This window comes from Aerococcus sp. NPDC058936 (genome assembly GCF_042741995.1).
Taxonomy (GTDB): domain Bacteria; phylum Bacillota; class Bacilli; order Lactobacillales; family Aerococcaceae; genus Aerococcus.
Window position 1 is genome coordinate 1 of the sequence record NZ_JBHYKZ010000004.1, and the last position, 24267, is coordinate 24267.

Sequence of the window (24267 nt, forward strand, 5' to 3'; positions counted from 1 at the left end):
GTATTAGGCATGCCGCCAGCGTTCGTCCTGAGCCAGGATCAAACTCTCATGAAAGATTTTCATGAGCTTGATTGCTCATTAAAGTTTGCTGACTTATTTATAGTAGTTCTCACTACTTTTAATTGTTGGAATCAAATGATTCCATACACAATTTTTGGTTTGTCTTCTTTGTTCAGTTTTCAAAGGTCTATCTCGTTGCTTTATTAGCAACTCATATATCATATCATCTTCATTCAAGCTTTGTCAACAAAAAGTTTTAAAAGTTTTTGTTTACCGCTCAACTACTTGAAGCGACTTGATTATCTTACCTTATTCTATGTTTTCTTGTCAACACTTTTTTTGATTTATTTTTAAATCATTTTTGTGTGATTTGTAAACTATAAAGCTCAATAATCTTACCATTTCAACCGGATGATTGTCAACAGTTTTTTTGAAGTTTGTTTTTTTAAAATCGAAACAAACAACTCTGTTATGATAGCATGTTCTTCCAGAACTTGTCAATCATTTTTTTACTGTTTTTTTTCGATTGGTTTTGGTCCGAATCGACAAGATTTATAATATCAACAAAGCAGTTTTTCGTCAATAGTTTTTTTGTCTTTTTTTATCAAAAATACAAAAAGATGTCGAACATCTCTGTTCGACATCTTTTTAATCGTGATTTTAAAACACTTATTTCAATCGTTCGTTCAATTCTGTTGCTAAATCTTCGAACCCTGGTTTACCTAATAAGGCAAACATATTTTTCTTATATGCTTCTACCCCTGGTTGGTTGAACGGATTTACGCCATTTAAGTATCCAGAAATCGCAACAGCAATTTCAAAGAAATAGATCATGTAACCTAATGAGTAAGCGTCCATTTCTGGGATTGTTAACACGAAGTTAGGTACATCACCGTCTGTATGCGCTAAAACAGTACCTTGGAAGGCTTTAGTGTTTACGAAGTCAACATCTTTACCTTCTAAGTAACCTAAACCGTCTAAGTCTTCATCAAAAGCAGGAATTGAAATTGATTTGCTTGGTTTGTCTACTTTCACAACAGTTTCGAATAAGTTACGTTGACCTTCTTGGATATATTGTCCTAGAGAGTGTAAGTCCGTAGTGAAGTTTGCACTTGATGGGTAAATCCCTTTTCCGTCTTTACCTTCTGATTCTCCGAATAATTGCTTCCACCATTCTGAGAAGTATTGTAATTTTGGTTCATAGTTAATTAATAACTCAGTTACTTTACCTTTACGGTATAGGACATTACGTAATGCAGCATATTGGTAAGCTTCGTTTTTACTTAAATCAGCATCACTGTATGCTTCCATCGCGTCAGCCGCACCTTGCATTAAAGCATCGATATCTGCACCTGAAACAGCAATTGGCAATAAACCAACCGGTGTTAATACAGTGAAACGCCCACCAACTGCATCCGGAATAACGAATGACTCGTATCCTTCAGCATCAGCTTCAGATTTTAATGCGCCATTTGCTTTATCTGTAGTCGCGTAAATACGTTCTTTAGCTGCTTCACCATATTTTTCTTCTAATAATTTTTTGAAGATACGGAAAGCTACAGCTGTTTCAGTAGTCGTACCTGATTTAGAAATAACGTTTACGGAGAAGTCTCTATCCCCAATTGTTTCGATTAATTCTGCAATGTAAGTTGAGCTTAAGCTGTTACCTGCAAAGAAGACTTGTGGTGTTTTACGTTCTTCTTTAGATTGTAAGTTTGAAAATGAATGAGATAAAAAGTCGATTGCTGATTTAGCACCTAAGTAAGAACCACCGATACCTAATACAACTAATACATCTGAATCAGATTGAATCTTAGCTGCTGCTTTTTTAATGCGTGCATACTCTTCTTTATCATATGCTTTTGGTAAATCAACCCAACCGATATAATCGCTACCTGCACCAGTACCTTCACGTAAGATTGTATCTGCTGCCGTAACTAACGGTTGCATTTGTGTTAATTCGTGTTCTGCAATAAATTGGTCAGTATTACTATAATCAAATTTGATATGTCCCATTTTAATACTCCTCATTTATAAAATATTATTTTGTAGCCATCTTTTGTAGCGCTTCCTCAACCCATCCCGGCAATTGTTCTTCTATGGAGACAAAGCCAATTTTTGGTGCATGACGTTTTTTAGGCCAAGCATTCTTAGCAGGTTTATTAGAGGTTGCAAGTTTTTTTAATGCTCGAATTGACAAACTCATTTTGCCTGTAAACTCATCGATATCGATAATCTTTACCTTCAGTTTTTGACCGATAGTAAATTTATCATCCACGTTGCTCACATAGCCATGATTGATTTCGGATATGTGGATTAAACCTTGATGGTCTTCGTCTAATTGAACAAAGACACCATATGGTTGTAAACCTGTTACTTCACCTTCAACTACATCACCAATGTGGTATGGAAATTCTTTAGTTGTCATGAAGTTGCATCCTTTCTAGTGTGTAGCTTATTCGTTTTCAAAAGTGACACTAGTAATAACAACTTCTTCTAAAGGTTTGTCTGATGCATTACGAGGTTGGTCTTCAATATTATAAACAACATCCATACCAGAAACAACTTGACCAAATACCGTATGTTTTTGATCTAACCATGGTGTTCCACCGTTTTCGCTGTAGGCTTCTATAATCTCTTCTGGCCAACCACCAGCTTTAAGTTGTCCTAACATTTGTGCAGGTACTTCTTTAGCTGTTACAACGAAGAATTGTGAACCATTCGTATTAGGTCCTGCATTCGCCATTGATAAGGCTCCGTTAATGTTGAACAATTCAAGATTGAATTCATCTTCGAATTTGTCCCCATAAATTGAAGTCCCACCCATACCAGTTCCAGACGGGTCGCCCCCTTGAATCATAAAGTTAGGAATTACACGGTGGAAAATAACACCGTCGTAGTAACCTTGTTTACCTAGGGTTACAAAGTTTTCTACTGTTTTTGGCGCTAATTCTGGAAATAGTGCAACTTGGAAAGTGCCTTTATTTGTTTCAATCGTCGCTTTCAATTGCGTATCTTTAATATCTAATTGTGGATAAGTCATTTTCTGCCTCCTATTTATTTCTATACTTATTGTAACAAATACTGAGCGAAAATTCTCCATTTAATGATTGAATAATTTTTATTCCTCCTAGTTGATAAAGTTTTCTTATTTTCTCTTTTTACATCGAAACATTTTCCGATTGAATCTTTTTCATGCTATTATTGAATTAAATAAATTCAAGGAGGAAAACATGAATACAACAACTAATTTTCCTTTAGTCGTTACCTTTGCAGCAATCATGATTGCACAGTTGGTTAAATATCCTATTGCTGTTTTCTTTAAGAAACCAAATGCTAATTTTTCCATCATTCATGCTACAGGTGGTATGCCTAGTTCCCACTCGGCTGCCGTTACTTCGCTAATCACTGCTTTGATTCTTCAATATGGATTCTTTTCTCCTATTGTAGCCATCGCCGTTTGTTTTGGTATGATTGTCATGTTTGATGCCATGGGGGTTCGTCGCCAGGATGGGGAGCAAGGGGTTTTAATCTATAACCTTATGAAGATTTTAAAAGAAAAGGCTAGAGAAACTGACGATTCAGATCTATTAGCTAAATTAAATACACTTGATGAGGACCGTATGGTCATTAATGATTATCTAGGCCACAAACCTTCAGAGGTTATTGGTGGTATGACCACTGGTGTACTTGTTACGTTAGGTGTCCGCTTTATCTACAGCCTATTAAACCTCCCATTATAATCCGCCAACATCATAAAATCTAATTAGAAAGTGATCACAATGACAAATAATAGAACGGACCTCCTCATTGTCGGGGCTGGTCCAGTAGGTATGTTTGCCGCCTTTTACGCAGGTATGCGGAACCTAAGTGTCCGCTTAGTAGACTCATTACCTGAAATCGGTGGCCAACCAAAAGCCTTATATCCTGAAAAAAACATATTCGATATTCCAGCATACCCTAAAATAACCGGTCTCGAGTTAAGCCAAGTTCTACAAGCACAATTAGACCGATTTTCTGCTACCACAGATATTCATCTAAACGAAAAAGTCCTAAATATTCAAAAAAATGACCAAGACTTTACGATTCAAACCAGCAAGTCGATCTATATAGCGGGCGCAGTCATTATTGCCGCCGGTAATGGTTCCTTTAAACCTCGAAAAATAGCCATTGATGGTCTTCCTGACTATGAAGGCCGGCATATTTCATACCATGTATCAGACTTTGCTAAATACACAGGTAAAGAAGTTGCGGTCCTTGGTGGTGGTGACTCAGCATTTGATGCCAGTTTGGCTTTAGCTAACTATGCTAAAAAAGTCTACTTGGTTCATCGTCGCGACCGTTTTCGTGCTCATGAATATTCAGTCACCTTAGCGAAACAAACAGCCAACATTGAATTCGTTACCCCTTATGTGCCACAAACCCTTCTTGGTGAAGACGGTTTCTTGACTGGATTAGAAGTTAACAAGGCTCGTAGTCAAGAAAAGCGTATACTAAATGTTGAGCATATCTTTATGACTTATGGATTTGTATCTTCAATCGATGAAATCAGAAATTGGGGTCTTGAAATTGAGAATGAATCTATACAAGTAGACCATAATCTGCAAACCAATATTCCCGGTATCTATGCAGTTGGTGATATAGCCAATTACCCGCATAAAGCAAAATTGATTGCAACTGGTTTTGGCGAAGCGCCACATGTTATTAATCAAGCGGCACATTACTTATTCCCCGACCGCCGGGTTGCCCCCCTACATTCAACATCTATGTTTACTGACTAATGTTGGTATGACTTGCAGTTTTAAAATAAATCAATAAAGTAAACCAAAAAACCAACCAAAAAGTGCTTATTACAGACACTTTTTGGTTGGTTTTTATATACCTAAAATTTGACGGTTGAAGTCCTTTTTCCCAATACGATAAACCAATTCAATAGCGAGTTGCAAGATCAAAAAGACAGATACAAAGCATAATAAGAAGAAGGATTCATGGAGCACGAGAATAATAGGATCTGTGGCTGGATTAAATAACCAAGCATCATTATTAAAGGCTATTTCATGAAACGCGATAAAAATAGTATTGAAATTAAAAACGAGTAGGATGATTACAATGATTGGAAGCCATCTGAGTTGCTTGAAGGGCCAATATAAGCGCCACAAATTATGTGTAATTTTCAATTGATATAAAAGATAGAAGCCGATTAGGGCGGCAATCGACATCACACCATAATTTAAATAAAATAAGTGCTTCACTTCCATAAAATGAAAGGCTGCTGAGGCAGAGGTGGGAAAGTCTGACATGGCTAAGGTATCTATCCAAGGAAAATTCAAATAGGCTAGCAACTGTAAGTAGTTTTCAACAACTGTCCAAAAGAATAAATTGACGGCTTCAAAAGACTTTGAAAACCATAGAGACCCCATAAATAAGGGGACGTTTGCGATTGTGACTGTAATCGCTAGTGTAATAAAGAATATCAATAGGGCAAGAATCCCTATCCATAAACGTGTTTCATTTAGCAGTCGACTACCAGGCCGATAAGAGTGCTTCATAATCTTCCACCACCAATGTTGGCGTCACGCCAAATTCTTCTAGATCATTTCTTTTATGTACCCCTGTTTCAATAAATATCGAATCAATACCAGCATTTACTGCTGCTGATATATCTGTCATTAAGTTGTCGCCTAGGAATACGGCTTGGTCTTTGCTATAGCCCATCTTGGCTAAGGCACCTTCAATAATCAAGGCATTGGGTTTTCCGCAAACCGTTGGGTGAATCCGTGTGGCTGCAGTGATCACTTGACCGATGGCACCAGCGCCTGGCACAAATCCTCGGTTTGAAGGGAACTGTACATCAGGGTTAGTGAGATAGAAAGCTGCCCCTCTTTGAACCGCAATTGAGGCTTCAATGAATTGTGGGTAGTTTACTTCTTGGTCAAGGCCAACGACCACCACATCGCATGGGTCCTGGTCGACGTTTTGAGTCAATTCAAAGCCAGCGTCCACTACTTCATCTTTTAAATAATCCATTCCGATGACATAGGCATTGCCCGTTTCTTTTGTCAGTTTGCCCGATGTTAAATCTTCAGCAAGGATAAAGCGCAAGGTATCCACTGAGGTGTAGAAATGTTTGGCCTCAACATTTAAGCCCGTAATTTTATTTAAATTATCAGCTGCTGCCTGGTGTTTACGCATGGCGTTGTTGGTCACAAACATAAATGGGATACCATCTTCAATCAAGCGTTCAATAAAGTCCTTCGCACCCGCTATCGGTTGTCCGCCACGGTACATCGTACCATCTAAATCAATTAAGAAAACTTTATCTTGTAGATCCATCTAAGCTTTATCCCCCTTTTCCTTGATACTAAAAGAATGTTGGCGTTTAGTGACGACTTTTCGCTTCACTGGCTTTTGATTTTCGGTATTTTTATTTGACTCTTTATTTTGTGAGATTGAGAAAGATGGCCCTTTAGCACTTTCATGCTTTTTGTTTGACCGTCGCTGTTTTTGTTTCCCATTATTTTGTTTTAGCTCAGATGATTGGTGGTGGTTGTCTGTTTTCTTCCTTTGGTAAGATTTCCGACTCGCTGACCTTTGTGATTGGTTTTTGTTTTGTCTACTTCTTGACGGTTCTTGGTTTTGGTCTTTTTGTTGTGTCCAAAAGGCTTCATTTCGTTTTTGGATTTCTTCTCCAGTCCGTTCATGCAATAGCACAAAATAAGAGGCCCCAAAACTCCCGTATTCTAGTAAGTAATCAGGTAAATGCTTGATTTTTTGCTCTAATGAGCCGATTTTCGCATCATTAGCAAAGAAGCCTTTCAACCGTAGTTGTTCATAGGACCAGTCCCCCACGACAAAGTCATAAACATCTAAAATATCCATATACCGGTCAGCCAACGCTTCAATATCTAATGCATCCCGGTAATTATCTACAAGCACAAATGATTGCCCGTTAATTTCTAAGGTCTCTTGACTCGTTTGTTTGATTTGCGCAATGGGGTAATTAAAACTTGCCCGCTGTTCTTTTAATTCTTCTTGTTTCTTACGACTTAACATGTCATACCTCCTTACGCCTTGTGCGCCTATGAATACCTATAGCGATTCATCGCGACTACTAGTTTGCTGGATCTTATCCGCAATGAGTTCTCGTATAAAGGGTTGTCCCCATAAATAATGTTTTTTATTGATTAGTTCCGTGAAAAACGGCAAATACAATAGGTGGTCGATTGTAATGATTTTCAAAGGTAAATCTGGTGCAAGTTGGTCTAAGTTTTCATTATCTAAGATCATTAATTGCCCAAAAATACGCCCTCTAAATCCTGATCCTTTAATCGGCATAGCTTGCAAATCTGGTCTGAGACTTGCAATTTGCGGGTATATTTGATTCAAATATTCTGAAACAGTACACTCGACCACCATCAAGCGAATCGGATGCGGTAAGGCCTTATGCAAATCATATTTAGATACTGGCCCAGCATGCAGTCCTTGAAGGAATAAGCCCGAATTAACCATAGCAATGTCTGCACCACTGGCTGCTTTCATGGCCAATAAGGTGTCATATTGTAGGGGGGAAAAATGATTTTCATCCGCTGCTAATGCGATGGGTAATTGGCCAACAATTTGGTTTTTCAATTGGCTTTCGCCCTCTTCTAACCACCTGTTGACCTGGATATAGTCTTCATCATAGGCAGAAATGCGGTCAGAAGCAATCAATTCTTCGTCCAATGTGAAATAGCGTGCATAATCGATAATCGCGTTATCTTGTTGAGCATCTGTTGACATTTTGCCAGGGGTATATAAATGTCCTTCATCTTTATTGATTTCAAGGGTTAGATGGCCCATAAATTGTCCGTACTTACCGCCACCAGTTAATAGTGTATGGCCGACCCATTCGCCTTCTGGTAAAACGTGGTGGGTGTGGGCACCGAAAATAGTCAAAATTTCTGGAAATTGCTCAGCGACTTGGCGGTCTGTTGGTAAACCGAGATGACTCAGCAACAGAATACCATCAAAAGATTCATTGCACTTAATGTCCTTTAATACACGTGCGATGCTCAAGAGTGGATCAATCGGGGCCCAGCCAACTACGTCGTAAGAAATTTCAAATGGGGCCGTCATGCCAAATACCGCAAACCGACTGCCCTGATTGGTTTGAATCATGGTGTAGTCTTGGGTATATTTGGGTGGGTGGCCACTTTCTTTATCAAGAATATTGCCTAAAACAACCGGGAAATCAGCTTGTTCATACAGGTTATCTAGAATATCATGCTGACTCCCAATCCCTTCGTTGTTGCCAATTGTCGCAACATCTACCCCAAGTTCATTCATCAAGGTCACCATATTTTGCCCCTGACTAGCTTCTGTAGAAGGATGTTGGCGGTCAACTGCATCTCCAATATCAAAAAGATAATGGGCTTCTCCTTCGCTTCGATGTTTATCTGCTTGTGTTTGATAATAGCGTAAAAATTTCGGCCAGTTCTCCAGATGAGAATGCCAGTCATTTGTATGATAAAAATGAATTATTTCCTTCAAATCAACACCCCAATCATTCTGTATAATCATATCATATTCGTACACTTTTCAACATGTGAAAAACTCGGCCGAGTTTATCAATAATCGATGACGAGAAAAAAAGAGAAGCTATCACATAGATAAACTTCTCCATATTAAATCCTATCCATCCTAATATCAGGTTTAAAAAAGGCAAAGGCTTCCGATGCTTCCCACAATACGCCAATTACGCACAAGTAATTGTTCCCCTTTTGGTCCAGCACAATGATTCTTAACGGCTTTTTTCACACCTATTATTTTTCTAGCATTTTTTGGGCTGTAAAGCCTAGTTTTTTGGTTAGATGAATAAACGTTTCTACATCCTCAGCACTAAATTCTTGGAACATATCTGCGATTAATTGACTGTGTCCGGGGAAAACTTCTGCCATTTTCTCGCGGCCTAGTTTTGTGATTTTAGCATAGATCACTCGACGGTCTTCAGGATTATGCGTACGTTCAACAAAATCCTTATCCTCTAAGCGATCAATCACATAAGTTAAGCTTGATGATGGAATAAGGATACGTTTACCAATTTGCTGGATGGGTTGTGGACCACGATTATATAATAACTCTAGGACTGTAAATTCGTTTTCACTTAAACCTTTCTTACGCATATCTTTTTTAAGCACTTCAAGGATATATTGACTCCCTTTTAAATGGACACGTAAGGCGTGTAAACTTTCAGCTGTTTGCGTCCCGTCATGTTCTGCAGGCATGTTTTCACCTTCTCTTTCATTTCATTGTTCATAAATATACCCAACTTCAAAATATTAATCAAGTGACGTTCTGTAATTGACTCGCTCTTTTGTCCTTCAAAAATGCGACATTTATTTGAGCTTTCGACATTCACAAAAAGTAATCCTCGGGTCAGATACACATTTAGGATTACGGGCAGTGCAGTATTCTCTGCCAAAATAAATAAATTGATGATGGGCATCCCGCCATCTTTCTTTAGGGATTTTCGCCATCAAAGTTTCTTCCGTTTGTCTAACGCTAGCATCCGGGTCGACAATGCCCATACGCTTGGTCACCCGTTCAACGTGAGTATCGACCGCGATTGTTGGGATTCCAAAGGCTTCACTTAGCACGACGTTGGCTGTTTTCCGACCTACACCCGGTAATTGAATCAGTTCTTCCCGAGTTTTGGGTACCTGTCCGTTGAATTCATCACGAATCATGATTGCTGTATTCTTCATATTTTTGGCCTTGTTATGGTAAAGACCAATCGTTTTAATATAGGATTCTAACTCTGCTAAGTCTGCTTCAGCCATATGGTCTGGGTCCGGATACTTGGCAAATAAGTTGGGTGTCACTTTATTGACCGCCACATCAGTCGTTTGCGCGGACATCAGAACCGCTATCACTAATTGGAATGGGGTTTGATAATCCAACATGGTTTTTGGGTTGGGGTATAGTTTATCTAACTCATCCAGTATAGCGATCGTTTCTGCTTTTGTTTTTAAAGGTAATTTGGTCACGGCTATTCCTCCCTCTTGCATATTAAATGATTTTTCTAAAGAATTATTTATTTAACCATTTGGTGACTGGTACCGGTGGGAGGTCTTGGTTTTGCACTTTTTGTTTACTGAAACCTGCTGAATCATTCGCTTGGGCCTGTTTACGTTTAGACCAGTTTAATAAGATACGGTCCATATAATTCAAGGAATAGGCATTGTTTAAGACGGATTCCTTCAAGGCCTCCTTGACAACATCTGGGTCATAACCGTCTTTCTTAAACCAATCACTAATCTTTTGGTACTCAATTGGCGATAATTGACGACCAAATTCGACTTGAATCATGTCGAAAACTTCGCCCTCTTTGGTAGCTTTGGCTTCTTTAAATCGTTCACTTTCGTCTATTTCATCCAATTGGGTGATTTTCTGGTAGAGAGGATCCAAGGAATAATACTCCACCGATTTGCCTTGGTCATTCTTATAAGATGGAATACTTAGAAAGCCTCGTTCAATTAAAGACTGGATCATGTCATAAAGTTGTTGGTCTTTTACATTCATCCGCCGACCAATCAGGGAAATAGCTGGAAAGTCTTCCCCTGCTTGTTGGAAAGTTAGAAAGTGGATTAAAAGCATCATTTCTTCATTTGAAATATTCAACCGGTGGTAGGATTCTAAAATGCGGTTGCGTAGGACTGTATAGTATTCTCTTTGCATGCGGCACCCTTCTTTCATCGTTTTTCTTACTTGTCTATTTCATCTACCGACGTGTTTTTCATTTCTTGAAAAATAGCCCATCTGCTCGAATGCTGTCGCGTCTATTATAATACAAAAAAGTTAGGTCTATAAAGTAACCTAACTTTTTTAATGCACATTTTATCAGATAAAAATTGCGTCTATTATTTAGCCATTTTCCCTTGAACAAATTCACGGATACGTTTCATTGCTTCTGCAAAAGTTTCTTCGTTTGTTGCATATGAAAAACGGATATGGTCTGCCTTACCAAAGGCCACACCAGGCACCCCAACAACATGTGCTTGATCAATGAAGGCATTGGCTAAGTCTGTTACGGATTCGTAGCCACATAATCTAGCAGTTTCAGTTGCATCTGGGAATAGGTAAAATGCCCCTTGCGGTTTGAAATCTAATTTAAAGCCCGGAATCGTTAATACTTCTTCGTAGGCTGCATTTAGGCGGTTTTCAAATTCTTTACGCATGGCTTCAACGGCCTCTTCACGGGGACCTGTTAAGGCAGCTAAGGCTGCAAATTGACTGATACCTGCCGGGTTTGAGTTGATTTGACTAGCCAATTTAGCAAAAGCGCCAACATATTTATTGTCCGCTAAGGCATAGCCTAAACGCCAACCTGTCATCGCATAGGCTTTTGAGAAACCATTAATCACGATGGTATTTTCTTGGACTTCCGGTGAAATAGCTGCAATCGATTGTGCTTGATGACCGTTGTAGACTAAACGGTAGTAGATTTCATCGGCAACTACTAGAATGTTGTGATCTAAGCAGTATTGGGCTACTGCGCGGGCGTCTTCTTCACTCATAATCGCCCCAGTTGGGTTAGATGGTGTATTTAAGACAAGTAATTTTGTTTTGTCAGTGACATGTTGGTCTAACAATTCAGGGGTAATTCTAAAGTTGTCACTTGCTGATGTTTCAAAAATCACGGGTACCCCGTCTGCCATCTTCACTTGGTCCACGTAGCTCACCCAATAAGGTGCTGGGATTAAGACTTCGTCCCCCTCGTTTAATAGGGATTGGAAAGTGTAGTACAAGACCATTTTCGCCCCGTCGGCAATAAAGACTTGGTCTAACGTGTAGTTGACCTTATCGTATTCATTATGATAGTCAATGATGGCTTGCTTCAAGTCTATGATCCCTGTTGAATCAGTGTAATGGTGACCGCGCCCAGCAAACATATCCTCTTTTACTTGTTCTAAGATATAGTTTGGGGTGTTAAAATCTGGTTCCCCTACCGCTAGCGAGATGACGTCAATTCCTTGTGCTTTTAGTGCACGAGCCTTAGCTGCAGCAGCTGATGTTTGTGACCCTTGCATTTTTTTAATTCTATTTGCTAATTCCATAGCCTCATTCCTCCTATAAGTCGTTGATGGTTTCGTACCATTCACCAGTTGTTGCATTGATGTAATGGTAGCCAAGACGGCCGTCTGCATCTGTGAATGAAACTTCCCACACGAATGTATCATTTTCGATACCGAGGTTGGCTGTTCTTACATTGACATCAGGCATTTCGTATTTTGTCAGTGAATAGGCGTTATCTTCGTTTACCATCTCATCTACAAAGCCCATTTTCTGGTACTCAGTATCGGGTTGATAGGCAAAATAAACTTGGCGCCCTTCACTATTTTCGCCCATAACGGCATAATACGTTTCATCTTTGTTAAATACATAAAAATCAGTGATATTGGTTAGGCCTACATCCTTTGCGACTTTCGTGGTTTCTGCTTCTGCTCTAGCCACCATTTGTTGCGAATTCGTGTAAATATAGGTGGACCCTACCAAATAAATTACCATTACGGCGATCAAAATGGAAAATAATTTGCGTTTCATGATCTCTTACCCCTTTTGTAGGTCTATTCTAACATAGTTTTAATCTATCCGCTTCAATTCCTGAAGTTTTACCGTCTGCATGTTTAAAGCATCCGGCATCACATTAGCAATTTGGTCAGCATAGGCTGCCTTTTCTAGCCGCTTATCCAGTGAGATAAAGATGGCATCTTGGCTACCCGACGCGGCCATCCGACCAAAGATTTGTGTTAAATTCATTAACATTTCCGGTAAGGCCACATCATCAAAGTAGTTATCGCCAAGTGATTTTAGATAGTCTTGCTTGGCTAATTCATCTGGCGTATCTGGCGCTGAGAACGGCAGTCTGGTTAGGACAAAAGCGTCCGTTTTGGCATTAAGATGGACCCCTTCTTGAAAGCTAGCCAAAGCGAACAATATGGCTCGTGAACTGGCTTCATACTGACGGGCTAACCGGTCTAGATTGCGTTGATTATTTTGGACAATCAGATTGCCATAATCAGACCGAGTCATCCGCTGCTTCATTTCAAATTGCGTTGCCCGCATCAAAGACCTAGACTGGAAGAAAACTTGGATTTTTTGCATGGCTTTTCGATTGGTCCATAGGGTTTCCACCAAATCAGCAATCACCATAGCAGCCTGGTCCTCATTGTATTTGTCGATAGAGTGGTAGTCTTTCAGATAATAGCCACGAACTTGATGGTCCCGGCCTTGGACTAATTGCTGGGTGTAAGAATCTTCCATGAAAGAAAACCATGCAAAGTCCTCGATACCAAATAATGACTGAATCATATTTTTAGACCGGACGATTTCAAGTGACGCTGATACCAATAACATTTGGCTTGGAATCGCTTGGAATATAGCCGCTAAATGAGCCTGACTCGTGTACAATTTGCGGTCAATGGTCACTTGAACATTGTGTTTGCCGAAATTGACTTGTAAGTCCGCGTAATAATTTTTGCTAGGTTCGGTCGTTTCTAGCCAGATTTGAATCGTGTAATCATATTGGTTTAATTGGCCAAGTAATTGCTGGTAGGCCCGCTTGGTCAATATCTCCATTTGATATAGCTGTCTGCCAATGACCTTCAACGGTGACACCATCTTAGACATGGCTGTAATCGCCTTTTGGGCTGATTCTCGCCAATCGGCCACTAGATAATAGTCATAGGCAATATAATAGGATTTTTGTGCCGTATGCCGTTGGTAGTAAGATTTGGTTTGGAATTTATCCGAAATTTGATCGATGAACCGGTCTAAATTGCCCCAAGCATCCTGTAAATTCTGCTCTACATGGTAGAGTTTGTCGACTGCCTGGATTTTCACATTGTTGGTGACTACCTTGTCCATCAACCGGTGCACCATTCGTTCCATCGCCGTCAAAGTTTCCTCCACCTCTTTCGATTGGAGGGTCTTAATCTGTTGTTGGTGGACGGTTACTGGTAATTGATGGCATTCGTCAATAATGACCTTAGCTTTTTCTGTCAAAATAGCTTGGTTAATTAAATCTTGGTAATGGTAGACAAAGTAAGCGTGGTTTAAAATCACGATGTCTGCAGACTTGGCTTCCGTCACATGTCGCTCATAGAAAGCATATTCTGCCCACTTTTGAATTTCATCATTTCGGCTGCCTTTTGATTGGCGGTTGACATTTTGCCAATAGACTTCATTGTTCAAGCCAGGATTCAGTTCATGCAAGTCACCTGTTTCAGTTTCATGCAACCAGACAAAAAGTGCCACTGAAATTAAGACATCTCGTTTTAAGGCCGCTTCCGGATGTTGCTTTAACTGTTGAGTGTATTTCTGCAATTTCGTCAATTGGATAAAGTGGTTTTGCCCTTTTAAAATAACTGTTTTCAAGGGTTTTCCTAATAAATTGGCCGCTAATTGGACCGTTTTATCCAAGAATTGGTGCTGTAAGACCACTGTTGAGGTTGAAATGACCACTTGTGTTTGATCATCATTTACCCCAGACCTAGCCCCAGTTTGTTGACTAACCAAATCGTCAGCAGTCAAGGCAGACACCACGTAGGCCAAGGATTTTCCTACTCCTGCATTGGCCGTTAGAAAGGCATATTTAGGTCTTTTATTCGTATCTGAAGAAGAAGTGGTCGCTTGCTCATGGAAAAATGGTGCTACATCTTTGATCATGGCCTTTTGAAGGGGCGCTAAACTTACCCCGTGATTGGCTTCAATCACTTTTAAATCACCAGCTTGTAAATAGCTAGCTTCTTTTGCACCAAAGCCAGCAGGAAAAATATGAAAATTGGCTAATTTTGGATTCAAGGCAAATGGCGCGATGTATTCGTAAGGACGTTTGGCTCCTTTGTGGTCTTTAAACCATAAAGCCATGTAGTCGCCGGTTTGCCCAATAAAATAATGTAAGAATGGCTGAAGCTGGGCGAATAACTCGGCTGGCATGGTGGCTACTTTTTCCTGACACATAATCAAAATTTGGGCGGTCGCCACTGCATCATCAATGGCCGTGTGGGCATTCTCAAGTTGGATGCCGTGGGCTAGACAGAATTCACCTAGTTTATAGGAATCTGCCGTTGGGAAAAGAGTCCGCACCATTTCCACAGTATCTACCCGGTCATGGGTCATAGCCGGGTAGCCGTGGGCTTGGAAGCTCTTGTCTAAAAATTTGTAATCAAAGCCTATATTATGGGCAACAATGACCGTATTGGAAAGCTTTTGCCAAAGGATTTCTGCAACTGCTTCAAACTTTGGCGCCCGCTTGACTTGTTCATTGGTAATACCGGTCAACTTGGTAATTTCACGTGGAATTTCTTGATTAGGAAAGATATCCGTAGCAAATTGATCCACAACCTGCCCGTTCTGAACAAAGGCCACCCCAATTTGAATAATGCGGTCCCCATTATCATATGTAGATCCTGTTGTTTCTAAGTCCAGAACTGCATAAGTGGTTGTCACTTCTAACACCTTCCTACAATTAAATTTCGTTTATTTGATCATGATGGGTATCTAGATAAGCTAATAAAGCTGCTCGGTCATTCACCACATCTTGGGCCACAACCGCCTGCTCTAAAAATTGGAGCATACGGCCAATCGCCCGTTTATTTTCTGGATTGATTTCTTGAATAATGTCTTGGCCGTTTAAGGCTAAATCACGCAAGGATTGAATTGGTAATTGGTCGAATAAAGCATGAATTGCTTGGACATTGGCTTTCTTAAAAATGGTTACAAAACCTTCTTGACCAGCCGCTTGCTGCGCTTCAATGAAGGCTTCTACTAAGAGAAGTTTCTCTCGGTCACGTCCATATAAATCAACTAGGGTCCATTCAGCTGCTTGGGACCGGTATACCAAGATATCTAAGTAAGCAAGGATATCCTTTTGGGCTTGGTTAGACAATTTCCAATCCTTGGCGAATTGGCGGACTTGTTGTTGAATAGCCGCCAAATCTTCCTTGTCATTTAGTTGAAAGGATCGCCAAAAGAATAAGGCCCAGGCAAAGTTTTCGTTTGGGATTTGGATTTGGTCACTCGTATGATCTAGTAAATCTGTGAAAACAGTCTTGTAATCCGCTAAAAAGGGTACATACTGAATTAAATCTGTTTCAAGAAAATAGACTAATCCTCTGTGCCAATTGACACCAACCCACAGTTTGTTCATTTCAACCGCAATTCGTTCAACTGCAATATGAACTAAAATCCTAGCGTTTTCAGCGATTGCTGTTAATGTTTGTGGCTCAATATGAAAGTCAAGTTGACTAGCAAAGCGAACGCCTCGCATCATGCGGAGACCATCTTCATTAAACCGGTCATGTGGGTTACCCACAGCCCGGATAACTTGGTCAGCTAAATCCTTTTGCCCATGGAAATAATCCACTATCTTGTGGTCAGGATTCATAGCCAAAGCATTAATGGTAAAGTCACGGCGTAATAGATCTTCTTCTAAGTTTTGAACAAAGGTTACCTTGTCCGGGCGACGGTAATCTTGATAGGTTGATTCGGTTCTAAAGGTAGTGATTTCATAGGTTTCACCTTCAAACCAAACCATAATCGTCCCATGATCTAAGCCCACATCAAAATGACGTGGGAAAAGGGCTTGAACTTCAGCTGGATAGGCAGAGGTAGCGATATCTACATCATGGATAGGCAAGTCTAATAGCAAGTCCCGCACAGCCCCACCCACAAAGTAGGCCTCGTAGCCAGCCTCGTTGAGGGTATGAATAATCGGTGCTGCTTTGGTAAATTCTTGACTATTAGTCATCTAACAAGTGCTCCAAACCATAGATTAAACCGTCTAATTGACCCACTTTTTCGACTGCCAATGCTACGCCGGGCATGTAAGAGTTACGGTCGAATGAATCTTGACGGATAGTTAAGGCTTCCCCCACACCACCGAATTGTACGATTTGATGTGAGTTGTAGCCTGGTAAACGTAATGAATGGATGCGGATGCCGTGGAAGTCAGCGCCACGTGCGCCTGACATTGATTCTGTTTCATCTGGATGTCCAGAAACATGCTCACCGCGTGCTTCATAAATTAATTTAGCTGTTTTTTCAGCGGTACCACTTGGGGCATCTAATTTTTGATTATGGTGAATTTCAGTTATTTCAACGTCTGGTAAGTATTTAGCCGCTTTAGCAGAGAAGACTTGCATCAAGACTGAACCAATGGCAAAATTTGGTGCAATTAAACCACCTAGTTTTTTTGCTTCAGATAAAGCCGTTAATTCTTCAATTTCTTCATCAGTGAAACCAGTTGTCCCAACTACTGGGTGGATATCATGTTCAATATAGTATTTAGTGTTTTCATAAGCTGCAGCCGGAATTGTAAAGTCGATTGCGACATCGATATCTACAGCTGCAATCGCTTCTTGAATACTTTCAAAGACTGGTGCCTTGTCTGACCATTCAGCCACCCGGTCTGCTTGCTTATTTAAATCGTTGTTGGCTAAAGCGACCAATTCGAACCCTTCATGGTTAATGACCATGTTGGCTGCTGTGGAACCCATTCTACCTAAAAATCCTGTTACTAATACGCGCATAATCCTGCCTCCTAAAATTCTCATTCTCTATGGTTCATTTAATCTGACTCGTGTGTATCCTAGCATTTTAATTAAAAACCTTCGTTTTCGGCCAACCAATCTTGTAAACTTTCATAAACATCTTGGAAGTCTGGTCTTTGGACTAAATCACTTTGGTTTTTAAAGATTGCTTCAATTTGGCGCCAATTCCCTGCTTCTCGTAAAAAGTCGAAATAGTCATGTAAGAAGGACGTATCTTCTTTCAACTGCGGGTAAGCATCGGTGTAGGCTTGGTTAGCAAAGTCAAATTCTTCTAGCTCTTGGAAGACTTTGGCCTTCATCCAAACATATCGGTCGAACTCGATCCCTTTTTCATCCATATCTTGAATCAAGGCTCTGGCTGTTCCGTAGTCTCCGTCATCAATCAATAATTGCAGTAGCAATACTAAAGCCTGGCCATAGTCAGGATCGATATCTAAAGCCAATTCCAATGCCTCACGAGCTGTTTCCCGGTTACCAATTTGTTGAGCAAATTCAGCCTTTTGGAAATACAAACGAGCTTCATATGGATTCACCAAAATAGCCTTGTCAATCATTTCCAAAGCCCCGTCATGGTCATGAAAGGCATTCTTTACTTGAGCAAAAACCGCTAGTAACCCATCCGATAATTTATCGTCTTCATACAAGGCTTCTAAAATGGTATTGGCTTTTTCAAAGTTTTCCGTTTCCACATAATAGAAGGCTAGTTGTTCTTGTTGCTCATCTGTCCGATCATTTTCAGGTGTCGCTTCAATTAATTCAATGGCTTCTTCAAAGTCCCCAGTTGCCGCCTTAGCATAAGCAAAATGGGCTTCAATAGTCTCAAATAAAGATTCTGGCGTTTCCTCAGACTGCAATAACCGCTCATATAATGGCAAGGCTTGTTGGAATTCACCCTGTTGGAACCGTAATTCCGCAATCCCGTATAAAATTACCGGTTGGTTTGGCGCTAATTCCCGCGCTTCACTCAATTTGACCAAGGCCACTTCCGGCAAATTGTACATTTGGTAAGCATCCGCCTGTAATAACAAAGCATCCACATACAAGGGACTCTCTGGCGTAATTTTCAATAACTCATCAATCGATTCTTCCACTTGACCATTATCCAGGGCTAATTCCCCCTTCAATAAAATCCAAGAATCTTCCTCAGGAAATCTGTTTTCTCCCACTGTATAAATCTCATTGGCATAATCCACAAAGCCTAATTGCGCCAGGCTGTATCCCGTTTGCGCCATGACTTGGGCATCTTCTTTATCAAGCTGTTCTAAGATTTTTTCAAAAACCACATTAGCCTTTTCAATCTCATTTTGCTGTATATACGTAATAAATTCATTCACTAATTGGTCCAAAAGATCCAACCCCCTATACCTAGCCTATTTTAGCACAATTCATTAGGTAAAATCTTCCACCAGGTCTATAATTCCTCTCCTTTTGAAAAAGAGTTACCAGACCCCACGCTGACAAGCGGGCTCGAAAAAAAGAAGCCTCATTAATTAGACTTCTTCTTAAATACTATTCTATTCACTATAGGGACTTGCCACTTGGGTCACAGGGTATAAAAGGTTTTAATCCCTTCCACCAACAATACTTGTCCAACTTTGGTGATCACAACCGCCTCAACCCTTGCAATCGCAAACAGCTTAGCCAATAAATCTTGACTGGCTACCTGGGCCTTACCATGGACAATAGCTAAGCTAATGGTATACCCATGGATTTAAATACAATTTCTGCCAAATTCTTCACCTTCTGTATGTCACAAGATAAAAACTAGACAGTCTGACCGGGAATTAATTTAATAGGCAGGACATACCGATTATCCGCGTCCTTTTTGACCTTAAGTGAGTGGTCAATTTGCTGCAAGAGGACATCCACTAATAATTCGGCCAGGTCTTTAATGGGTTGGGCAATCGTCGTTAATTGCGGTACGTAAGTTTGAATGAAATCTGTCCCGTCATAGCCCACCAATTTCAAGTCGTCCGGAATGGCTATCCCTAATTCCTGTGCAGTATTCATGACCAACATAGCCGTTAAATCATCAGAACAGAAAATGGCATCCGGTGCCTCTTCAAGTAATAAGGCCTTGATTCTCAATTGCTTTCTAATTTGTGAAAAGTCCTTTGGAATCTTAGTCACTTGCCCTTCCAACCCATGAGCCTTGGTCACATCCATAAAAGCCTTGTAACGAAAATAAGTCGGCGAATTGGGATCATTGGCCCCGGTAATCATCCAAGGCTTGGTCGGTCGCCCCTTAAGCAGGGTTTCTGTCGCCAACTTCCCGCCTAGATAGTTGTCAGAGGACACTATAGGAATATTCTCCCCGATATACCGGTCGAAAGAAATTACAGGCGCAGTAACCCGCTCGTAATCCGCATAATTCAAATTATGGGCACCCGCAATAATCCCTTCCACTTGGTTGGATTGGAGCATATTCAAGTACTCAGCTTCCTTGCCAGCATCTCGCTCGCTATTACAGATGATGGTCTTATACCCCTTGGCAAAAAGGATTTGCTCCAGGTGATTGACCAATTCTGCGTAAAAAATGGTGTCGATATTTGGAAAAATCAAGCCCACCAACTTAGTCGACTTGCCTTGTAAACTCCGCGCCAATGAATTTGGATAATAATTCAATTCTTTCATGGCTGCATGAACTTTATCAATGGTTTGTTGGGATAAATAACCCTTTTGATTGATGACGCGACTCACTGTTGTTACTGAAACACCAGCTAAAGTTGCTACATCTTGTAACTTTGCCCGCAAGGTTCTTCCCCCTTATTCATTATTTTTGCATTGGGTATACCAGGTCGTTGTCAGTTCCATCAGCAAAAATATGTGTTTGTTGGTTAGATAGTGTAAAAATTCTTGAAGACATCACATAAGCACCATCGTTCACGAAAATCTCTAAAACAGATGTATCCGCAAAGACATTCACAGTCACTTTTTCTTGCCCAGCTAGGTCAAGCGTTCGACTTGTGCCAAAGTCTTCAGCAAAAACTGTCCCCATATCACTTCTATCAAGTTCTATTTTACCATCAATTGTATCAATGGATAAGGTAACACAGTGGTTTTTATCTGCGTCTGCATATAATTCAATGGTCGCTCGTTTATTCGCCACTACTTCAAAGGCATATTCGAAGGTGTTTTGGGATACTTCAATATGGTCAGTGAAGGATTGTGGGTCCTGTCTTATGGCCAAGGTCTCTTTAACTGGGTACTGATACAAATGACCATCTTGAATACGAAATTCTTTGATTAAACTTAAAGCGCCTTGGTAACCGTATTGGTCCGTTGGATAATCAATTTCCGGGAGACCTAACCAAGAAACGCCTAGCACTCGCCCGTCAGGTGCATTGATCAATTGACTAGCATAGACATCAAAACCGTAGTCTAAATTGTGTAATTGACCAGGGTTTTCCAACTTCCCTTCTGCAGTAAAAGCGTCCGCAACTAGGTAAGCATTAGGATAGATATTTTGATAGGTTAACTGGTCTTGGTCGATTCCTTGGGGACAGAAAGTGACAAAGACTTTACCGTCCACTTGGTTGATATTTGGACATTCAAACATGTAAGCAGAATCCGCTTGAGGTATTGCTAATTCACTGTGGTAAGTCCACTGATTCAGATTGGACGGGGCTGCTTGGTATAAATACAAGGTCCCCCGCTCGTCAGCTTTTCTTTGACCGCCTATCACTAACCATGATTTACCGTGTGCTGTAAAGTACATGGGGTCACGGAAGTGGTCAGTAGCCTGGTCAATTTCATCAATGATCAGTTCTTTTTGACCAAGTGCCCCTGTTTCAGGATTAAGAGTCACGGTATTTTGTTTTGGATGACGCACCCAATTTTTGTCCCGGACATTCCCCGTATAAAATAATCTTAAGTTGTCACCATCAGCAATTGCTGAACCTGAATAAGCACCGTGCGCGTCTAAATAATTATCAGGCAGAAGTGCTAACCCTTTTTCCTCCCAGTGGATCAAGTCCTTAGAGGTTACACGGTACCAAGATTTCAGGCCATGAATTGGGCCAAAGGGATAATATTGGTAGAAAAGTTGCCATTCTCCGTTTATATATGAAAAACCGTTTGGGTCGTTGATCAGTCCAGTTTTGGGTTCTAGGTGAAAATAGTTGCGCCAAGGTGATTGGTCCGCTAATTCATTGAGTGCTGTGACATAGTCCTCTGGCCAGTCAGCATAGTTTCGGTATCGGTCTGCTTGGTCAAAGCTGTGTAATTTAAAAGACATGTGTATCCTCCTAATAAATGATGGATTCCGGCATCCTCATTTTCGCGTTTATGATGGTACCATTTTAAGCATAACTCAGAAAAATAGCAAGCGTTTCCACGTTAGATATCCCTATTTTTCAATGGCGTTATATATAAATGAAATATTTTATGTCAAACGTTTGACATATTACCGTTCGCCTGTTAAAATTCTAAACAAGTAAATGAAAACGCTTAAATTTACAAAACATATCTGAAGAAAAGAGGTAAATATCATGAATCATAAAGATGTAGCCAAACGTATCCATACAGCTTTGGGAAAAGACAATGTTGTCACTGCTGCCCACTGTGCGACCCGTTTACGTTTAGTGGTGAAAGATGAAGAAAAGATTGACCAAGATGCCTTGGATAATGATCCAGATTTGAAAGGGACCTTTAAAGCAAATGGTCAATATCAAATTATCGTAGGACCTGGTGATGTGAATAAGGTATATGAGGAATATACAAAAATCGCCGACATTAAGCCTGCGTCCCAAGAAGAAGTAAAAGAAACAGCTAAAAGTCAGGGTAAACAAAACCCAGTTATGGCAGTCATTAAGGTATTATCGGATATTTTCGTTCCATTAATTCCGGCTCTAACAGCCGGTGGTTTGATTATGGCAGTCAACAACGTCCTAACAAGTGAAAACTTATTTGGACCTGAAGCCCTAGTGGCCATGTATCCAGCCTGGGCTGATTTTGCTGACATGATCAACATGTTCGCATCTGCTGCCTTCGCCTTTTTGCCTGTTTTAATTGCCTTCTCAGCAACCAAACGATTTGGTGGTAACCCTTATCTTGGGGCTACTATGGGGCTAATCATGGTGATGCCACAATTAATCAATGGTTACGACGTAGCCAATGTGACGGCAGCAGGTGAAATGCCCGTATGGAATATTTTTGGTTTAGAAATTGCGCAAGCAGGTTACCAAGGTCAAGTATTGCCTGTTATCGGGGTTGCTTGGATATTAGCTAAATTGGAAACCTTCTTCCATAAATATTTGAAAGATGCCATCGACTTTACCTTTACGCCAATGTTAACCGTCATCTTAACAGGTATGATTACCTTTACAGTTGTAGGACCAGTCCTACGTACCCTATCTGATTTATTACTAAACGGTATTGTAGAAGCGATTACTTACCTAGGCGCATTTGGTTATGGTGTATTCGGTCTATTCTACTCAGCAATTGTATTGACAGGTTTACACCAATCATTCCCCGCAATTGAAACTGCCCTAATTGCAGATGTTGCGACGACAGGTGGTAACTTCATTTTCCCAATTGCATCAGTAGCCAATGTTGCTCAAGGTGCAGCGACCTTAGCCGTATACTTCATCACTAAAAATGAAAAAACTAAAGGTTTGGCGACATCATCATCTCTATCTGCCATGCTAGGGATTACTGAACCAGCCATGTTCGGAGTCAACTTGAAATTGAAATACCCATTCTTCATCGGGTTAATCGCTTCAGGTATTGCCTCAGTCATTTTAGGGATTTTTAACGTTCGTAGTCAGTCGTTAGGACCTGCAGGTGTGATTGGTTTCGTTGCCATCATCCCACGCTTTATACCAACCTTTATGCTTGCCATCGTCGTATCTATCGTGATTGCATTCGTAGCCACATACATTTACGGTAAATCTCTTTCAAAAAAAGAGGCAAAAGATGCCCAAGCTGAGAAAGAAAAAGAAGCAAAAGTAGTTGCTGCTCATGAAACTGAAGAAACAGTACCTACCTCAGAAACAAACACCTTATCAGGTGAAAGCACTGGCCTAATAAGCGACAATAAGACGATTGTTGCACCACTCGCTGGTAAGGTCACTGCCCTAGAAAATGTTAATGATCCCGTATTCTCACAAGGCATGATGGGCCCTGGATTAGCCATCGTCCCTGATTCAAGTGGCAATGTATACGCACCTATTTCAGGTAGTTTAACTATCGCCTCTGAAACGGGCCACGCTTATGGTTTAGTTAGTGACTCCGGTCTAGAAGTTTTAATTCATATCGGTATTGATACAGTGAACTTAAATGGTCACGGTTTTACCAGTGAAGTCCAACAAGGTGATCAAGTCAACAAAGGTGACCTATTAGGTAGCTTTGACCTAGCAGTAATTAAAGAAGCTGGTTATGACCCAGATGTTATGGTACTTGTCACAAATGCAAATCAATATGAAAATGTTGAAGTAATTGCGGACGGTCAAGTAGCTGAAAAAACAGCTATTATCGAAGTAAAATAGTCTAGACAATAACAAAGCAAATTAGGAGGTTGGACAATAGTCCAGCTTCCTTTTTCGTGCATATCTTGCGATTTCCAAGCTAATTCAGGACAGCGTCATCGTTACCTATCCTGATAGCTTCCACTGGCTCCTCCCATCATGGAGCCCATATTCTTACTACTTTTTGGTCTATTTGACCAAAAAGTACA

The 24267-nt window shown here is 40.5% G+C and carries 21 protein-coding genes; 3 read left to right on the plus strand and 18 right to left on the minus strand.

The features are described from left to right. Nucleotides 1-669 precede the first annotated feature (669 nt). Genes ACFW0C_RS04055 through ACFW0C_RS04065 form a run of 3 tightly spaced genes read right to left on the minus strand, consistent with a single transcriptional unit; the run spans nt 670 to nt 3043 of the window. Entirely contained in the window at nt 670-2016 is a 1347-nt protein-coding gene (locus ACFW0C_RS04055; protein ID WP_039935948.1) for a glucose-6-phosphate isomerase, read from the minus strand. Nucleotides 2017-2041: 25 nt separating this feature from the next. After that, on the minus strand, nt 2042-2428 hold the full coding sequence (locus ACFW0C_RS04060) for a CvfD/Ygs/GSP13 family RNA-binding post-transcriptional regulator (RefSeq protein ID WP_378105604.1): 387 nt from the start codon (nt 2426-2428) through the stop codon (nt 2042-2044). Between the two features lie 27 nt (nt 2429-2455). After that, a complete protein-coding gene (locus ACFW0C_RS04065; RefSeq protein WP_003143396.1) occupies nt 2456-3043 on the minus strand; it encodes a peptidylprolyl isomerase in 588 nt (195 codons plus the stop codon). A gap of 190 nt (nt 3044-3233) precedes the next feature. On the opposite strand from ACFW0C_RS04065, the gene ACFW0C_RS04070 reads away from it, so the two are divergent. Continuing rightward, complete coding sequence (locus ACFW0C_RS04070) at nt 3234-3743, plus strand: divergent PAP2 family protein (RefSeq protein ID WP_378105607.1); 510 nt, start codon at nt 3234-3236, stop codon at nt 3741-3743. A 39-nt stretch (nt 3744-3782) separates the two neighbouring features. Continuing rightward, the gene (locus tag ACFW0C_RS04075) at nt 3783-4781 is read left to right on the plus strand and encodes an NAD(P)/FAD-dependent oxidoreductase (protein ID WP_378105608.1); all 999 of its coding nucleotides are present in this window, start codon (nt 3783-3785) and stop codon (nt 4779-4781) included. Between the two features lie 93 nt (nt 4782-4874). Here the strand turns inward: ACFW0C_RS04075 and ACFW0C_RS04080 are convergent, their stop codons facing one another. The 15 genes from ACFW0C_RS04080 to ACFW0C_RS04150 form a co-directional block, all read right to left on the minus strand. After that, nucleotides 4875-5549: a TIGR01906 family membrane protein gene (locus tag ACFW0C_RS04080; RefSeq protein WP_378105610.1), complete on the minus strand. Its 675-nt coding sequence runs from the start codon at nt 5547-5549 to the stop codon at nt 4875-4877. Then, nucleotides 5524-6333 carry an HAD-IIA family hydrolase gene (locus ACFW0C_RS04085; RefSeq protein ID WP_378105612.1) on the minus strand — a complete coding sequence of 270 codons (810 nt, stop codon included), beginning with the start codon at nt 6331-6333 and terminating at the stop codon, nt 5524-5526. Before ACFW0C_RS04085 ends, ACFW0C_RS04080 begins: the two co-directional genes overlap by 26 nt. Beyond that, nucleotides 6334-7053 (minus strand): YutD family protein, encoded by a 720-nt coding sequence (locus tag ACFW0C_RS04090; RefSeq protein ID WP_378105613.1) that lies wholly within the window; start codon nt 7051-7053, stop codon nt 6334-6336. Between the two features lie 36 nt (nt 7054-7089). Then, nucleotides 7090-8559 (minus strand): bifunctional metallophosphatase/5'-nucleotidase, encoded by a 1470-nt coding sequence (locus tag ACFW0C_RS04095; RefSeq protein ID WP_378105615.1) that lies wholly within the window; start codon nt 8557-8559, stop codon nt 7090-7092. Nucleotides 8560-8801: 242 nt separating this feature from the next. Further along, nucleotides 8802-9263 (minus strand): MarR family winged helix-turn-helix transcriptional regulator, encoded by a 462-nt coding sequence (locus ACFW0C_RS04100; protein ID WP_378105616.1) that lies wholly within the window; start codon nt 9261-9263, stop codon nt 8802-8804. Between the two features lie 111 nt (nt 9264-9374). Further along, on the minus strand, nt 9375-10025 hold the full coding sequence (gene nth / locus ACFW0C_RS04105; RefSeq protein ID WP_378105617.1) for an endonuclease III: 651 nt from the start codon (nt 10023-10025) through the stop codon (nt 9375-9377). Nucleotides 10026-10068: 43 nt separating this feature from the next. Further along, a complete protein-coding gene (locus ACFW0C_RS04110; RefSeq protein ID WP_378105620.1) occupies nt 10069-10716 on the minus strand; it encodes a DnaD domain protein in 648 nt (215 codons plus the stop codon). A gap of 182 nt (nt 10717-10898) precedes the next feature. Then, nucleotides 10899-12095 carry a pyridoxal phosphate-dependent aminotransferase gene (locus ACFW0C_RS04115; RefSeq protein ID WP_378105622.1) on the minus strand — a complete coding sequence of 399 codons (1197 nt, stop codon included), beginning with the start codon at nt 12093-12095 and terminating at the stop codon, nt 10899-10901. A gap of 13 nt (nt 12096-12108) precedes the next feature. Further along, nucleotides 12109-12582, minus strand: a complete 474-nt coding sequence (locus ACFW0C_RS04120) for a DUF5590 domain-containing protein (RefSeq protein ID WP_378105624.1) — start codon at nt 12580-12582, stop codon at nt 12109-12111. A 39-nt stretch (nt 12583-12621) separates the two neighbouring features. Next, on the minus strand, nt 12622-15489 hold the full coding sequence (locus ACFW0C_RS04125; protein WP_378105625.1) for an exonuclease domain-containing protein: 2868 nt from the start codon (nt 15487-15489) through the stop codon (nt 12622-12624). A 19-nt stretch (nt 15490-15508) separates the two neighbouring features. Further along, on the minus strand, nt 15509-16789 hold the full coding sequence (locus ACFW0C_RS04130) for a CCA tRNA nucleotidyltransferase (RefSeq protein ID WP_378105627.1): 1281 nt from the start codon (nt 16787-16789) through the stop codon (nt 15509-15511). Then, on the minus strand, nt 16782-17573 hold the full coding sequence (gene dapB / locus ACFW0C_RS04135; protein WP_181463323.1) for a 4-hydroxy-tetrahydrodipicolinate reductase: 792 nt from the start codon (nt 17571-17573) through the stop codon (nt 16782-16784). The genes ACFW0C_RS04130 and dapB overlap by 8 nt, the downstream gene beginning before the upstream one ends. A gap of 68 nt (nt 17574-17641) precedes the next feature. Continuing rightward, entirely contained in the window at nt 17642-18937 is a 1296-nt protein-coding gene (locus ACFW0C_RS04140; RefSeq protein WP_378105628.1) for a tetratricopeptide repeat protein, read from the minus strand. Between the two features lie 418 nt (nt 18938-19355). Then, complete coding sequence (locus tag ACFW0C_RS04145) at nt 19356-20345, minus strand: LacI family DNA-binding transcriptional regulator (RefSeq protein WP_378105630.1); 990 nt, start codon at nt 20343-20345, stop codon at nt 19356-19358. Nucleotides 20346-20364: 19 nt separating this feature from the next. Then, a complete protein-coding gene (locus ACFW0C_RS04150; protein WP_378105632.1) occupies nt 20365-21828 on the minus strand; it encodes a sucrose-6-phosphate hydrolase in 1464 nt (487 codons plus the stop codon). A gap of 253 nt (nt 21829-22081) precedes the next feature. On the opposite strand from ACFW0C_RS04150, the gene ACFW0C_RS04155 reads away from it, so the two are divergent. Beyond that, nucleotides 22082-24079, plus strand: a complete 1998-nt coding sequence (locus ACFW0C_RS04155; protein WP_378105634.1) for a sucrose-specific PTS transporter subunit IIBC — start codon at nt 22082-22084, stop codon at nt 24077-24079. The last annotated feature ends 188 nt before the right edge of the window (nt 24080-24267 follow it).

Bases quoted from the DNA above. Each gene is read 5' to 3' on its own strand.
- ACFW0C_RS04155 (WP_378105634.1), top strand. From the start codon at position 22,082: ATGAATCATAAAGATGTAGCCAAACGTATCCATACAGCTTTGGGAAAA.
- ACFW0C_RS04070 (WP_378105607.1), top strand. From the start codon at position 3,234: ATGAATACAACAACTAATTTTCCTTTAGTCGTTACCTTTGCAGCAATC.
- ACFW0C_RS04120 (WP_378105624.1), bottom strand. From the start codon at position 12,582: ATGAAACGCAAATTATTTTCCATTTTGATCGCCGTAATGGTAATTTAT.
- ACFW0C_RS04080 (WP_378105610.1), bottom strand. From the start codon at position 5,549: ATGAAGCACTCTTATCGGCCTGGTAGTCGACTGCTAAATGAAACACGT.
- ACFW0C_RS04065 (WP_003143396.1), bottom strand. From the start codon at position 3,043: ATGACTTATCCACAATTAGATATTAAAGATACGCAATTGAAAGCGACG.
- ACFW0C_RS04100 (WP_378105616.1), bottom strand. From the start codon at position 9,263: ATGCCTGCAGAACATGACGGGACGCAAACAGCTGAAAGTTTACACGCC.
- ACFW0C_RS04150 (WP_378105632.1), bottom strand. From the start codon at position 21,828: ATGTCTTTTAAATTACACAGCTTTGACCAAGCAGACCGATACCGAAAC.
- ACFW0C_RS04090 (WP_378105613.1), bottom strand. From the start codon at position 7,053: ATGTTAAGTCGTAAGAAACAAGAAGAATTAAAAGAACAGCGGGCAAGT.
- ACFW0C_RS04075 (WP_378105608.1), top strand. From the start codon at position 3,783: ATGACAAATAATAGAACGGACCTCCTCATTGTCGGGGCTGGTCCAGTA.
- ACFW0C_RS04055 (WP_039935948.1), bottom strand. From the start codon at position 2,016: ATGGGACATATCAAATTTGATTATAGTAATACTGACCAATTTATTGCA.
- ACFW0C_RS04060 (WP_378105604.1), bottom strand. From the start codon at position 2,428: ATGACAACTAAAGAATTTCCATACCACATTGGTGATGTAGTTGAAGGT.
- ACFW0C_RS04110 (WP_378105620.1), bottom strand. From the start codon at position 10,716: ATGCAAAGAGAATACTATACAGTCCTACGCAACCGCATTTTAGAATCC.
- ACFW0C_RS04115 (WP_378105622.1), bottom strand. From the start codon at position 12,095: ATGGAATTAGCAAATAGAATTAAAAAAATGCAAGGGTCACAAACATCA.
- ACFW0C_RS04130 (WP_378105627.1), bottom strand. From the start codon at position 16,789: ATGACTAATAGTCAAGAATTTACCAAAGCAGCACCGATTATTCATACC.
- ACFW0C_RS04095 (WP_378105615.1), bottom strand. From the start codon at position 8,559: ATGATTATACAGAATGATTGGGGTGTTGATTTGAAGGAAATAATTCAT.
- ACFW0C_RS04085 (WP_378105612.1), bottom strand. From the start codon at position 6,333: ATGGATCTACAAGATAAAGTTTTCTTAATTGATTTAGATGGTACGATG.